We start from the raw sequence: 13,523 nt of genomic DNA on the forward strand, positions 1-13,523 counted from the left end.
CGGACGCACAGATCGTCGATCCGACCCGAACTCGCGATCCACCGCGCCGTCGCCGGCACCCGCAGGTCGGCACACACTTGTAGGGCCACCGGTAAGAACCCAGTAGATGGTCGAGATCGCGACGGTTGGGACGTTTCTGGTCGCCGCGATCGCCAGCCTCTTTATGGCCTGGGCGATCGGTGCCGGATCGAGCGGATCGACGCCGTTCGCCCCTGCGGTCGGCGCAAACGCGATCTCCGTGATGCGGGCCGGCTTCCTCGTCGGACTGCTGGGCTTTGCCGGCGCGGTACTCCAGGGCGCGAACGTCTCCGAAGCCGTCGGCGCCGAGTTGATCGGCGGTGTCACGCTCTCGCCGATGGCCGCGACGATCGCGCTTTCCATCGCGGCCGTCCTGGTCGCGATCGGCGTCTTCGCGGGGTATCCGATAGCGACGGCGTTCACCGTCACCGGCGCGGTCATCGGCGTCGGACTGGCCATGGGCGGCGATCCCGCGTGGCCGAAGTACACCGAAATCGCCACCCTGTGGATCCTGACCCCGTTCGTCGGAGGGGGTCTCGCCTACGCGATCGCCCGGACGCTCCGTGCCGAACCGATCGACGAGGAGACGCTCATCGTCGTGCTCGCGGCCTTCGTCGGCGCGCTCGTCGCCAACCTCGAGTTCGCGATCCTCGGCCCGGAGGAGGCCGGCGGCGCGTCGATCGCCCAGACCGCCGGCGGCTGGCTCCCCGGCCCGACGGTCGCCGGCATCGCCGCCGCGACAGTCGTGATCGCGGCCGCCTGGGCGCTCGCGATCGGCGTCGATCTCCGGCAGGGTACCGAACGCGGGGAGCGACACTTCCTGCTCGTCCTCGGCGGCCTGGTCGCGTTCTCCGCCGGCGGGAGCCAGGTCGGACTGGCGGTCGGTCCGCTGATCCCGCTGTCGGGCGACCTCGGGCTGCCGCTCCCCGCCCTGTTGCTCGGCGGCGGGTTCGGTCTCCTGCTCGGTTCCTGGACCGGCGCCCCGCGGATGATCAAGGCGATCTCGCAGGACTACTCCTCGCTCGGCCCCCGGCGATCGATCGCCGCGCTCATCCCGTCGTTCATCATCGCTCAGACCGCCGTCCTCTACGGCATCCCCGTCTCGTTCAACGAGATCATCGTCAGCGCGATCATCGGGAGCGGCTACGCCGCGGCCGGGGCCGGCGGCGGGGTCAGCGGCCGCAAGATGGGCTACACGGTGCTCGCGTGGATCGGCTCGCTCGCCGGTTCGATCGTCGTCTCCTACGTCGGCTTCCGCGTCGTCTTCTCGGTGCTGGGTTGAGTCGGCTGGATTGGACCACCAGTACGACCCGCCGCCGACACCAGGTCGCCGCCGTCGACGGCAGTTACCGATCCGCGTTCGATCTATCGGCGTCCGATCCCGCTCGGCATATCGAACCGCCTTTACAGCAACGCTACCCAGATCGGGTATGGACGACTCCGAACCGATCAGTTGGCGACGGGACGCCACGACCTCCCGGACGGTCCGCGTCCTGTGGTCGCTCGGCGTCGGCACCTTCCTCGCGGCCATCTCGATCATCGCATTCTGGCGCATCTTCGACCTGACCGGCCAGATCGGCGGCCAATCGATCGTCGCCGCCGTCGCCGCCGGCATCGTGGCGACGATCCTCGTGCTCGCCGTCTCCAACCGGACCGAACAGCACGTCGAGGCGATCGGCCGGCGACTGCCGATCACGCCGCCCACGGGCAAGAGTCTCGACCGCGCGATGGACGCCGCGATCGGTGCGATCGTCATGGTGGCGGTCATGGGTACGCTGATCGTGGCCGGCAGAATCGTCTCCCAGCGGGACCTCCTCGCGGTCGGAGCCGGCCCGTTCACGGGGCTGGCCGCGCTGATGATCCCGCTCGCGTTCGTCGCGATCGCGCTGGCGGTGTTCCTCAAATCCGTCGGCACCTTCGATCCCGAGGACGAAGCGATCTACCTCTACGATCCCGACCAGGCGATCGATCTCGACGTGATCCAGGACGCGTCGATCCGGCAGGTCGGCGACACCGCGATCGTGAAATTCGACTACGCCCAGCCCGACGGCCAGTACGTCCAGGGACCGCGCCGTCTGACGATGCCGCCGGCCGTCGCTCGCGAGGTACAGGCACTGGTTCGATCGAAGTCCTCGCCCGCGCGGTAACGACGCGATCGCGCGTTACTGCTCGCCTTCCGCTTCGAGGTCGTCCACGTCGTCGGGTTCCTGCTCGAGTTTTCGCAAGCGAGCCTTCATGATGCGGGTGTTTTCGACGTCCTCGACGGTGATCCGGACGCCGTCGAAATCGATCTCCTCGCCCTCCTCGACGAGGCGGCCCGCGCGGTTGAAGATGAAGCCGGCGATCGTCTCGAACTCCTCACCCTCGGGCAGGTCGATGTCGAGCGCCTCGTTGACGTCCTCGATGTTGACCTCGCCCCGGACGAGGACGGTGTCGGCGTCGATGTCCTCGATCGGCTGTTCCTCGCCGCCCTCTAAGATCTCGCCGATGATCTCCTCGACCATGTCCTCCATCGTCACCAGCCCCTCGGTGGTGCCGAACTCGTCGATGACGATCGCCATGTGCATCCGGTTTTCCCGCATCTCGGTCAGCAGTTCGTCGACGTTCTTCGACTCGGGGACGTGGAGCGTCGGTTGGATGAGATCCGCGAGTTCGAGGGTCTCGACCTCGGTTTCGCCGTAGTTGAGGTCGCGCACGAGGTCGCGAATGTGGACGACCCCGAGGACGTTGTCGAGACTCCCCTCGTAGACCGGGATGCGGGCGTGGCCGCTCTGGATACAGGTCTCGATCGCCTCGTCGATCTCGGCGTCTTTCGGCACCGCGGTCATATCCAGCCGGGGAGTCATCACCTCCTTGACGATCGTATTGTTGAACCGGAAGATACGGGTGAGCATCTCGTGTTCCTCCTCCTCGAGGACGCCCTCGCGCTCCCCGGACTCGATCATCTCCTGGATCTCGTCGCGGGTGACGTACGGCGACTCGATCGCCCCCGTCGAGCCCGTAAGCCGGTTGACCTGCCGGGTGAGGTAGTCGAAGAGAACGATCAGCGGGAACAGCAGGTACTCCGTGGCTTTCAGCGGCTTCGAGATGCGAACGGCCCAGGACTCGGTGTTCTCGACGGCGTAGGACTTGGGGACGCTCTCGCCGAACAGGAGGACGAGGGTGGTAATCCCGAACGTCGCCAGCAACACGCCGACGAGACCGCCGAAATAGATCGACAGGATCGCCGTCGCGATGGAGGACGTCGCGATGTTGACGATGTTGTTGCCGACGAGGATCGTCACGAGCAGTCGGTGCGGGTCGTCCTTGAGCGTTTTCACCAGTTCCGCACCGTCGATACCCTCCTCGATCATTCCCTCCAGCCGGTGTTTGGGTAGGTTGAACATCGCGATTTCGGACGAGGAGAAGAACGCGGAGAGGCCGATGAGGACCACGACGGCCAGCACGCCGAGGATCGTCACCGTCGATTGATCGAACTCGAGACCCACGACTGGAAGGTCGTACGCGGCGAGCACGGCTTCGAACAGCGAAGACATCGGCATTGATGTGGAGACTTGTTACCGGATCGGTTAACCGTTTACTGTTTTGCGGTCGGAACCACCGCCGACGACACGTTTACCCGCGCCTTTCCCGAACGAAAGTCTATGACCGCGTCAGGAAGCGCAGCGGCGGCCGCACCGATCACGCTCTACCGACTGCAGGGGTGTCCCTACTGCGAGCGCGTGGTTCGGCTACTCGACGAGTACGACCTCGATTACACGTCGCGGTTCGTCGACCCGATGCACTCCCGCCGGGACGTCGTCAGGCGCGTCGCGGGCGTCCGGACCGTCCCCGTCGTCGTCGACGAAACCACCGGCGTCACGATGGCCGAAAGCGCGAACATCGTCGACTACCTCGAGTCGACCTACGGCGATCGGACCGCCGCCGACGCCGCTCCGGAGGCGGCCGCCGCCGACGCCGGAGGTGACGAGTAATGCCCGAGTTCGACGTCGTCGACCTCGGCCCCGCCGACGGTCCAGAACCCGGCGACGACGCCCCCGACTTCACCCGGCCGCTGGTCTCCGACGAGTTCTGGCAGGATCGGACGCTCTCGGACCTGACGAACGAGGGTCAGACGATCCTCGTCTTCACCCCCATGATCGGCTCCTTCGTGGGCAAGTACGTCTACGACGAACTCGCCGATCGCGGCTGGGACGAGCGCGACGAACGCGTCGTCGGCGTCACCGCCTCGACGCCGTACGGGATCTCGAGGTTCCTCGACGAGAACGACTCCCCGTTCGAGATTTTCGCCGATCCCGCCAACGCGGTCGCGGAGTCGTACGGGATCGCACACGACCTCGACGGGATGACCGGGATCGGCGAACCGCGTCCCGCGTTCGTCGCGATCGACACGGACGGCACCGTCGAGGCGGCGTGGGTCGCGACCGAGTGGCCCGAGTTTCCCGACTACGACGACCTCGAGTCGCAACTCGGACTCGCGTAGCGACGCGGTACGCTTTTGCCGGTTACGGCCCGATAGTCGATCGAATGAGTGAGCTCGATCGTGCGGCAGCCGCGATCACGAACGGGGAACTCGTCGTCTACCCTACGGAGACCGTCTACGGCCTCGGTGCGGACGCGCTCGATCCCGACGCCGTCGACCGCGTCTTCGACGCCAAGGGCCGGGACCGATCGAAGCCGGTCTCGCTCGCCGTGCCCTCCGTCCCGGCCGCGTTCCAGTACGTGCGGGCGACCGATCGCGAGCGCCACTTCATGGCGCAGTTTTTGCCCGGCCCCGTGACGGTGCTCTGTCGACGACGCGAGGCCGTTCCGGACGAACTGACGGCCGGGCGCGATCGGGTCGGCGTCCGGATCCCGGACCACGACCTCGCGCTGGCGCTCTGTGAACGGGCCGAGACGCCGATCACCGCGACGAGCGCGAACGTCAGCGGGCAGGGAAGCGTTCGACGGCTCGACGACCTGGATCCGGCGATCCGCGAGGCGGCCGCGGTGACCCTCGACAGCGGGGAGACCGCGGGCACCGAGAGTACCGTCGTCGACGTCTCGAGCGGAACCATCCACCGGCGGGGGGCACTGGCCGACGAGATCGAAGCCTGGCTCGATCGGCACTAACCGAACCCGAGCAGCGATCGTAGCGTCCGCGTCCGGACGCCACACTCCTCAGCGAACTCGCAGGCCGCGCACTTCGATCGGTTGTCGATCCGTGGCGGCGGCCCGTCGAGTTCCCGGACCGTCCGCAGGGCCGCCCGGTACTCGGCTTTCCGGCGGGTCGTGAGGTCGAGTCGCCGGATCACGCCGGCGGCCGGGTACTCCAACCACGCCCCCTCGACGGGGGTCTCGTGCTCCCACGAGAGTGCCTTGGCCGCCGCGACCGCGTGGACCGATTGCGGGTGCCAGACCCCCCGTTCGGGCGGTTTTCCGGCCGAGACGATCGCGGGTTCGATCGGCGCTTCCAGCACCTTGTGGACGATCCCGCGACAGTCGCGCCCGGTGACGAGGACGTTCCGATCGGCCGGGTCGCACAGTCTGGCCCAGTGATCCGTGTCGTCCCCGCCCTCCGTGCCCGCGCCGCCATCGAGGCGGTCCCGTGCGCTCGCCAGGCGCTCGCGATACGTCGCCGGCGGGACGGCGATCGGTTCGGCCGCGAGTTCCGCGGCGGATGCGTCGAGCAACTCGCCGTACCGTGTCGCGAGGTCCCTGATCGCATCGATCTCGGGCGGCGGTTCCCGATCGTGATCGTCTCGCGTTCGCTGGTAGTAACACTTGCGCGGGCAGTACGCGACCGTCCGGAGATCGCTGAACGCGACGTGTCGAGTCACGGGACGTCTGGCCGCCCGTTCATATAAAAAGGTGTGGTCAAGATCGGTTACGAAAGCTGCTGATATTCCAACACACCGGCAGTTGTACCGAGCGAAGCGAGCGCTCGGCCTTTTTTCATCGAAGTTTTTTACCGGGGTTCGACCGAGCGAAGCGAGGGAGGACCCCGGTAAAAAAGTTCGGTTCTAGAACTCCACGTCCGTCTCCATCCCCTCGGTAGCGTCCTCGAGGCCGTCCTCGCGGACGTCGCTCGCCATTCGATCGGTCAGGTCGGCGTCGGCGAGGACGCTGTCGAACTCGTCGCGGTAGCGATCGTTGGCCGCGCGCGACTCGTCCTCGGCGGCGGCGATCTTCCGGTAGCGGCGGATCTGGGCTTCGCTGACGTCGTACTCGTTGGCGAGCGTGGCGTCGTCCTCGTCCCGGTTGCGGATCGCGACGAGGTCGACCTCGTCGGCGTCGTCGTCGGCCACGAGGTGGAGGGAGAGACGCGCCTCGAAGACGTCGTCCTCGGAGACGCTCAGTTCGTCGGCGATCGCCGCGTCGCTCTGGTCGTCGTAGAACGCCTTGGCGAGGTCGACGAGCTGGTCGTCGGAGAGCGGCGTCGTGAACTCGTATCGCTCGCGCATCTGCGTGATGACGTTTTCGAGCCGTTCCCCGACGCTCCGTTCGTCTTTCTCGAGCGAGCCGCGAGTGTCCTCCTGCGATTCGGTGACGGTCGCCTCACCATCGGTGACGTCGGTGAAGATGTCCCGGAGCTCCTCGGTTTTGTCGTTCATGGGTGGACACTCCCGACGGGCGGCTATTTAAGCCTGTTGCCAGATAACGTCGGTCGGGAACCGACCACGGACAACGTTTATAAACTCACAACCGCGAATTTATTTCCGCAAGAGGGCGCCGGGGTGACGGATCGGTTGGTGTGACAAGAGTTAAGTCACATCCCTCCGGGTCATAGAACATGAACATCGTAGCCCAGTCGGAGGTGAGCAGGGAAACGTACTGGGGAATCAGCAGTACGGAGTACGCACTGTTCTATCTCCTCGCGACCATCACGATCGTCGTCCTGCTCTACGGCGTCTACCAGCGCTTCAGTCGCTACGCCGAGGGCGACGACGATCCGTTCGCTCGGATCGACGACCTCCCGGGTCGGATCACGAGCGCCGCGAAGATCGTCCTCTCGAACGAGAAGAACTTCAATCGGGACCTCTACGGCGGTCTGATGCACTCCTTTATCCTCTGGGGGTTCCTGACCCTGTTCATCGCGACGTCGATCATCGCGTTCAACCAGTACGGGACCGACCTGTTGCTGGATATCGACTTCTGGCAGGGAGACTTCTACCTCGGCTACCAGTTCATGGTCGACGCGATGGGCCTGCTGTTCGTCGTCGGGATCGGGATGGCGATGTACCGCCGGTACTGGGTTCGTAACGAACGGCTTTGGGATCGCCACACCTCCAACGAAGACGACGTCTTCATCTGGACGCTGTTCGGTCTCGGCGTCGGCGGCTTCCTGCTCGAGGGCTTTCGCATCTACGCGACCGGCATGCCCGAACACGAGATCGTCAGCTTCGTCGGGTACGGCCTCGCGATGGTCCTCGACGCGATCGGACTTCCGACGATCGAGGGGACGGCGACGGACCCGACCTACACCGCGGTGAGCGTGCTCGGGGTAAACGCCGAGACGCTCCACTGGCTGACCTGGTGGTCGCACTCGCTGCTCGCGTTCTTCTTCATCGCGTGGATCCCCTACGCCAAGCCGTTCCACATGATCTCCTCGTTCGCGAACGTCGTCGTCCGCGACGAGAAGGCCGGCAAGCGCCTCCCGAACGTCCCGTCGGACCTCGACGCGACCAACGCCGAGTCGATCGACGACTTCACCTGGAAGGAAATCCTCGACCAGGACGCCTGTACCAAGTGCGGTCGCTGTTCTTCGGTCTGTCCCGCGAAGGCGTCCGATCGGCCGCTGGACCCGCGCAACGTCATCCTCGACCTGAAGACGTATCGCGAGGAACTCGACGCTGGCGGCGACGAGCAGCCGATCATCGCCGACGGCGGCACCTCGGTGATCGACGCGGAGACGATGGAGTCCTGCATGGCCTGTATGGCCTGCATGGACGCCTGCCCGGTCGAGATCGAACACCTCCAGTCGTTCACCCGGCTCAACCGTCAGTTGACCGACCAGGGAGACGTCTCCTCGTCCATGCAGGACGTCTTCCAGAACGTCATGCAGAACGGCAACACCTTCGGGGACAGTCCCCGGAACCGCGGCGACTGGAGCGACGAGCTCGAATTCGACGTCGCCGACGCCCGCGAGGAGGAAGTCGACTACCTCTGGTACGTCGGCGACTTCCCGAGCTACGACGAGCGCAACAAGAAGGTGGCTCGATCGCTGGCCGCAATCTTGGAGGAGGCCGACGTCAGCTTCGGGATCCTCTTCGACGACGAGAAGTACGACGGCAACGACATCCGCCGCGTCGGTGAAGAGTTCCTCTACGTGGAACTCGCCGGCCACCACGTCGAGACCTGGGAGGACTGCGAGTTCGACAAGATCGTCTGTACGGACCCCCACTCCTACAACACGTTCAAGAACGAGTATCCCGAGGTCGACTTCGAGGAGTTCTCGGACGACCCGATGATGCCGTTCGACTACGAGGACCAGTGGAACGCCGACGGCGAGATCGAGGTGCTCCACTGGACGCAGGCCGTGGAGGAACTCGTCTCCGAGGGCCACCTCGACCTGAACGGAACCGAACTCGACTACACGGTCACCTACCACGATCCGTGTCACCTCGGCCGGTATAACGACGAGTACGAGGCCCCGCGCGAACTCATCGAGGCCACGGGCTGTACGCTCGACGAGATGCCCCGCAACCGCGACAACTCCTTCTGCTGTGGCGGCGGCGGTGGCGGCCTCTGGATGGACTTCGAGGAGGAGCCGAAACCGAGCGAGGAGCGCATCCGCGAGGCCCTGGAGGACACCGACGCCGGCGCCGGCGTCGAGAAGTTCGTCGTCGCCTGTCCGATGTGCATGACGATGTACGAGGACGGCCGCAAGACCGGCGGCTACGAGGACGAGATCGAGGTCGTCGACGTCGCCGAACTCATCGTCGAGGCGATCGGCGCCGAGGAGAAGGCGAAGGTCGCGGCGGCCGCCGACTGATCTGCCACTCACCGGTTCGTTTTACGTTCGAGACCGATTCGACGTCGCTTACCCCCGTTTGCTGACAAACTGGAGATCGGTTCAGTTGGGACGATCGTTAGAACTGCCGACGGTCGCAGCGCAGTCCGCGGTGTCCGCTTCGACGGCCGGCCCGGTCGCGGTCACCTCGCGGACGAACTCGACGAAGTTGTCGAAGACCAGTTTCGCCTCGCAGGCGTCCCGGTAGTTCGCCGCGGTGATCTCGTCGAGGACGGACTCGCGACGTTCGTCGGAGAGGTCCTTCCGGTGGACGAGTTCGCGGGCCGTCTTCGTGTCGTACTCCGGGTGGAACTGAACGCCGAAGACCCGGTCCTTGCGGAAGCCGTGGTTCGAGTACTCGTTCTCGGCCAGCGGCTCGGCTCCCGGCGGCAGCGCCGTCACCGCGTCGGAGTGGCTCGTGAAGGCCGTGAACTCCCGCGAGACGCCGTCGAACAGTCGCGAGTCGGAAACCTGCTCGATCGGACTGTAGCCGACCTCGTAAGCCCCCATGTCCGCGACCGTACCGCCGAGGACGTCCGCCAGCAACTGGTGGCCCCAGCAGATCCCGAGGGCCGGGATCCCGCGATCGATCGCCGAGCCGACCCACTCCTTCGTGGCGTCGATCCAGTCCTCGTCCCAGTAGACCGACGAGCGCGAACCGGTGACGACGATCCCGTCGAACGCGACGTGTCGGGGAACGGTCCCGTCGGTGACGTCGAACTCGGCCAGCGAGGCGTCGAGTTCGCGCCGGAAGTTTCGCGTCGTGTTCGCGTCCTCGTGGGCCGCGTTGAGGACGGCGAGACGGAGCTGACTCATTGGCCGCTAGTGGCGACTCGACGGAAATAGGCCTTCCGTCGCGCGCCGGCGTTGCCGCGAGCGGAGACGGGAATTGCGGGCCGTGCGACGTTCACCGCGGGAGAGAAGGGGCGACCGATAGTCGCAACCGAACGTCACTGCACACCCGATCGCAGGACGGCTTCGCGAGCAGTGTGTAACTCGTTTCAGTTGCTACTATACTGCAGGTGATAGCGTCCGTCCTCGTCGCGCCGGACGGACTCGCCGGTGTCGAACCAGCCGTCGGTGAACCGACCGCGATCGGGGTCGGACTCGGCCGTCGATTCGGCGGTCTCCTCGGCCGCCGGGTCGTACCACTCGTCGTCGGTTCCGGCATCGGTTGCGTAGCCGTCGGCGAGCACCGGCCCCGATAGCTGGAGTCGTCCCTCGATTGCGCCCTCCAGAACGGTTCCCTCGGCGTCGACGAGGCGGGCCCGACAGTCCAGTACGGGGCGGCCGACGCCGGTTTCGTGGACGGATTCGGCCTCGTCTCGATCGGGATCGATCGCTCCGCTCAGGGCGACGGGGCACTCGAGCCGACCGTACGCCCGGGCAATCGGGACGCCGCGGTCGACGAGCGGCGCGAACATCTCCGCCGGCGTTGCGGCATCACAGAGCACGCGATCGAGCCCGTCGACCGCCGCGACCCCGTCGTTGGCCGCCAGGTCGCGGATCGCGGTCGATCGACAGGCCAGCGTCGTCACCCCGTGATCCGCGATCGCCGTCAGCGCGTCGCCGGGATCGAAGGCCCGATCGAGCAGGACGGTTCCCCCGGCGTAGAGCAGGGGAAGCGCCACCCGGAACAGCCCGTCGGCCGTCGAGAGCGGCGTACAGACGATCGTCGAGTCGGCGCCGGAGAGCCCCCACGTCACGGCGGCCGTGATGCAGTTCCACTCGACGGCGCGCGCCGAGAAACCGGCGACCGGGCGTCCGGACTCGCCGTGGAGCGCGAGGAGCGGGGCGTTCCGATCGCCGTCCGCGCGCTCGGATTCGGGATCCCCGTCGTCCGCGTCGGACGGCTCGATCGACGCGCCCTCTTCGGCCGCCAGTTCCTCGAGCGTCACCGATCGATCGAACGGGATCGATCGGACGAGGTCCCGCTGGGCGGCCTCGGAGACGACGAGGTCCGGGTCGAGCACCCCGAACGGGCGCCTCACCGTCGCCGGCGTCAGCCAGTGACAGATCGGGGCGTACGTCGCCCCCAGCCGTCGGCAAGCGAAGAGGACGGCGAGCGAGGCCACCCGGTTGCGCGAGACGAAACAGACGGTGTCGCCGGCCCCGATTCCGAGCGACGCCAGACGCCCGGCGGTGCGACCGGTGATCGCGGAGAGTTCTCCGTACGAGACGCGGTCTTCGTGGACGGTCTCGGCGGGCGCGTACAGCCGTTCCTCGGAGATGTCGACGACTGCGGTCCGGTCCGGAAACCGATCGGCGCGGCGGGCCAGCGAGAGCGTCACAGACGCGACTGCGACACCCGCAACCGTAGTAGGAAGGGGGTCATTCGCAAGCATCGAAACAACGGACGTCACCGGACGAAGTGTTCAAAAGCACCACACCAAAGACGACACCCTCCGTTCTGAGAACTACGTTCATGTGGTCGAACACGCCGCTGGTAGTCGCAGTCGCGATTCCCGAGCTCCCGCTCGAGGAGCCGGTCCTGGTATTCACCATCGCGCTGGCGGTCTTCCTTGTCGGACCGTTGCTCGTGCGACGGCTCGGACAGCCGGGAATCATCGGCATCGTCCTGTTCGGGGCGATCCTCGGCCCCGGCGGGACGGGGCTGGTCGCACACAGCGACGCGATCGTCCTGCTCGGCGAGGTCGGGCTGATCTATCTCCTCTTTACCGTCGGTCTCGAACTCGATCTTCGGCAGTTCTCGGAGGACCCGGGTAGCGCGGCCCTGTTCGGACTCGTGAGCTTCGGGCTTCCGTTCGTCGTCGGAACGATCGTCGCGATGGCCCTGCTCGGCCTGGATCGGCTCCCCGCGCTGCTCCTCGCTGCCGTGTTCGCGTCCCACACGCTGCTGGCGTATCCGATCGTCAACCGGTACGACGTCACCAGGAACCGGGCCGTAACCGCCGTCTTCGGCGGTATTCTGTTTACTGATACGCTCGCCCTGTTCGTCCTCGCGCTGGTCCGGAGCGCGGCCGAAGCGGGACTGACCGCCAGCGTCGTCGTCGAGAAGGTCGTCGCGCTGGGTGTCCTGCTGGCCGGGACCTGGTTCGTCGTCCCGCCGATCGCGCGCCGGTTCTTCCAGAATTTCAGCGAGGAGAGCTACTTCGAGTTCCTGTTCGTCACCGTCGTCTTCTTCGGTGCGGCCAGCGCCGCGACGCTGCTGGACGTCGCGCCGATCCTCGGGGCCTTCGTCGGCGGCCTCGCGCTCAATCGGTTGATCCCCGAGGGTGGGACGTTGCTCTCCCGGATCGAATTCGCGGGCAACGCCTTCTTCATTCCCTTCTTCCTGCTGCACGTCGGCATGTTCGTCGACGCGACGGTCATCTTCCAGGGCCGGCGGACCCTCGAAGTCGCGGCCGTCATCGTCGGCGTCATGATCGCGCTGAAGTGGCTGGCGGCGTGGCTCGTCGCCCGCGTCAAGGGGTACACCGCCGACGAGCGGGACGTCATGTTCGGCCTCTCGATCGGGCAGGCCGCGGCGGCGCTGGCGATCACGCTGATCGGCTTCGAGGTGGGGCTGTTCGACGCCGCGATCCTCAACGCAGTCGTTCTCATGCTGATCGTGTCCGCCGTTCTCAGCCCCTGGGTCACGAAACGCGCCGGACAGCGGCTCGCGCTCGCAGAGGACGTCGAACACGACGACGGCGCCCTCGGCGACCCGAGAATCCTGCTTCCGATCTCCTACGCCGCCGATCGCCAGCGGCAACTGCTCGAGTTGGCCCTGTTACTCAAGGACGACGAACGCGAGCGACCGATCCACACGCTCACCGTCGTCCAGCCCGCCCGTCGTGGGCCCCCGGACCGGACAGTTGACGAGGCGTACGAGGACCTCGAGGAACTCACCGCCGTCGGAAGCGAGGCCGAAGTCCCCGTCGATCCGGAGATTCGGGTCAATCACAACCCCGCCTCGGGGATCGTCCGCGGCGCGGTCGAAGTACAGGCCGATCTGCTCCTGCTCGGCTGGGACGCTCAGCGATCGATCGGCCAGCGGCTGTTCGGGAGCGTCATCGACCAGGTCCTCGATCGGACGACCGATCCCGTGATGGTCGCTCGACTCGGCCACCCGGTCAACACGACCGACCGGCTCTTCGTCGTCCTCCCGGACGGGATCGACCATCACGAGGGTTTCTTCGAGAGCGTTGCCCTGCTCAAGCGGATCGCGGACCGACTCGGTGCGCCGGTTACCGTCCTCGCGGTCGGGGGGTCGGCCCACCAGTACGAACGGCTCTTCGACCTCGTCGAGCCGGAACTGGACGCCGAGTTCCGAGAGCTGTCCTCGTGGCGGGCGCTGCACTCGCAACTCGAGGACGACGCGACGGCGGACGACCTGATCAGCGTGATCTCCTCGCGACCGGGGAGCGTCGGCTGGCACGACGAACTCCGTGAGCTGCCCTCCCGTCTCGCGGAGCTCCCGCCGGCGTCGTTCGTCCTGTTACACCCACGGGAGGACGATCCGGAGTACGATCGGCAGTTCCTGCGGTTCAAGTAGCTCGAGCGACGGTTC

General features: G+C 66.4%; 12 protein-coding genes. 7 read left to right on the forward strand and 5 right to left on the reverse strand.

What is annotated here, in order from left to right:
- The first annotated feature begins 106 nt into the window (after positions 1–106).
- Together AC6I6X_RS07185 and AC6I6X_RS07190 are read left to right on the forward strand one after the other, a co-directional pair.
- Positions 107–1,300 (forward strand): inorganic phosphate transporter, encoded by a 1,194-nt coding sequence (locus AC6I6X_RS07185; protein ID WP_497929840.1) that lies wholly within the window; start codon positions 107–109, stop codon positions 1,298–1,300.
- Positions 1,301–1,448: 148 nt separating this feature from the next.
- On the forward strand, positions 1,449–2,165 hold the full coding sequence (locus AC6I6X_RS07190; RefSeq protein ID WP_497929841.1) for a hypothetical protein: 717 nt from the start codon (positions 1,449–1,451) through the stop codon (positions 2,163–2,165).
- A 15-nt stretch (positions 2,166–2,180) separates the two neighbouring features.
- Here the strand turns inward: AC6I6X_RS07190 and AC6I6X_RS07195 are convergent, their stop codons facing one another.
- Entirely contained in the window at positions 2,181–3,560 is a 1,380-nt protein-coding gene (locus AC6I6X_RS07195) for a hemolysin family protein (RefSeq protein ID WP_497929842.1), read from the reverse strand.
- Positions 3,561–3,662: 102 nt separating this feature from the next.
- Here AC6I6X_RS07195 and AC6I6X_RS07200 point away from each other — a divergent pair, with 102 nt between their 5' ends.
- The 3 genes from AC6I6X_RS07200 to AC6I6X_RS07210 are packed head-to-tail and all read left to right on the forward strand — an operon-like array spanning position 3,663 to position 5,130.
- A complete protein-coding gene (locus AC6I6X_RS07200; RefSeq protein ID WP_497929843.1) occupies positions 3,663–3,992 on the forward strand; it encodes a glutaredoxin family protein in 330 nt (109 codons plus the stop codon).
- Positions 3,992–4,501 carry a redoxin domain-containing protein gene (locus AC6I6X_RS07205; protein ID WP_497929844.1) on the forward strand — a complete coding sequence of 170 codons (510 nt, stop codon included), beginning with the start codon at positions 3,992–3,994 and terminating at the stop codon, positions 4,499–4,501. Before AC6I6X_RS07200 ends, AC6I6X_RS07205 begins: the two co-directional genes overlap by 1 nt.
- Positions 4,502–4,545: 44 nt before the next feature.
- On the forward strand, positions 4,546–5,130 hold the full coding sequence (locus AC6I6X_RS07210) for an L-threonylcarbamoyladenylate synthase (RefSeq protein ID WP_497929845.1): 585 nt from the start codon (positions 4,546–4,548) through the stop codon (positions 5,128–5,130).
- Here the strand turns inward: AC6I6X_RS07210 and AC6I6X_RS07215 are convergent.
- Both AC6I6X_RS07215 and AC6I6X_RS07220 read right to left on the reverse strand, forming a co-directional pair.
- A complete protein-coding gene (locus tag AC6I6X_RS07215; protein WP_497929846.1) occupies positions 5,127–5,837 on the reverse strand; it encodes a CRISPR-associated protein Cas4 in 711 nt (236 codons plus the stop codon). The genes AC6I6X_RS07210 and AC6I6X_RS07215 overlap by 4 nt on opposite strands.
- Before the next feature lie 183 nt (positions 5,838–6,020).
- Complete coding sequence (locus tag AC6I6X_RS07220; RefSeq protein ID WP_497929847.1) at positions 6,021–6,611, reverse strand: conditioned medium-induced protein 4; 591 nt, start codon at positions 6,609–6,611, stop codon at positions 6,021–6,023.
- Between the two features lie 179 nt (positions 6,612–6,790).
- On the opposite strand from AC6I6X_RS07220, the gene AC6I6X_RS07225 reads away from it, so the two are divergent.
- Positions 6,791–8,992 (forward strand): heterodisulfide reductase-related iron-sulfur binding cluster, encoded by a 2,202-nt coding sequence (locus AC6I6X_RS07225; RefSeq protein ID WP_497929848.1) that lies wholly within the window; start codon positions 6,791–6,793, stop codon positions 8,990–8,992.
- 81 nt (positions 8,993–9,073) lie between these two features.
- On the opposite strand, the gene AC6I6X_RS07230 is transcribed toward AC6I6X_RS07225, so the two are convergent.
- Both AC6I6X_RS07230 and AC6I6X_RS07235 read right to left on the reverse strand, forming a co-directional pair.
- On the reverse strand, positions 9,074–9,826 hold the full coding sequence (locus AC6I6X_RS07230) for a type 1 glutamine amidotransferase (protein ID WP_497929849.1): 753 nt from the start codon (positions 9,824–9,826) through the stop codon (positions 9,074–9,076).
- A gap of 185 nt (positions 9,827–10,011) precedes the next feature.
- Positions 10,012–11,355, reverse strand: a complete 1,344-nt coding sequence (locus tag AC6I6X_RS07235; RefSeq protein WP_497929850.1) for a class I adenylate-forming enzyme family protein — start codon at positions 11,353–11,355, stop codon at positions 10,012–10,014.
- A gap of 80 nt (positions 11,356–11,435) precedes the next feature.
- On the opposite strand from AC6I6X_RS07235, the gene AC6I6X_RS07240 reads away from it, so the two are divergent.
- Positions 11,436–13,508 carry a cation:proton antiporter domain-containing protein gene (locus AC6I6X_RS07240; RefSeq protein WP_497929851.1) on the forward strand — a complete coding sequence of 691 codons (2,073 nt, stop codon included), beginning with the start codon at positions 11,436–11,438 and terminating at the stop codon, positions 13,506–13,508.
- The last annotated feature ends 15 nt before the right edge of the window (positions 13,509–13,523 follow it).

This window comes from Halosolutus sp. YCN4 (assembly GCF_059736495.1).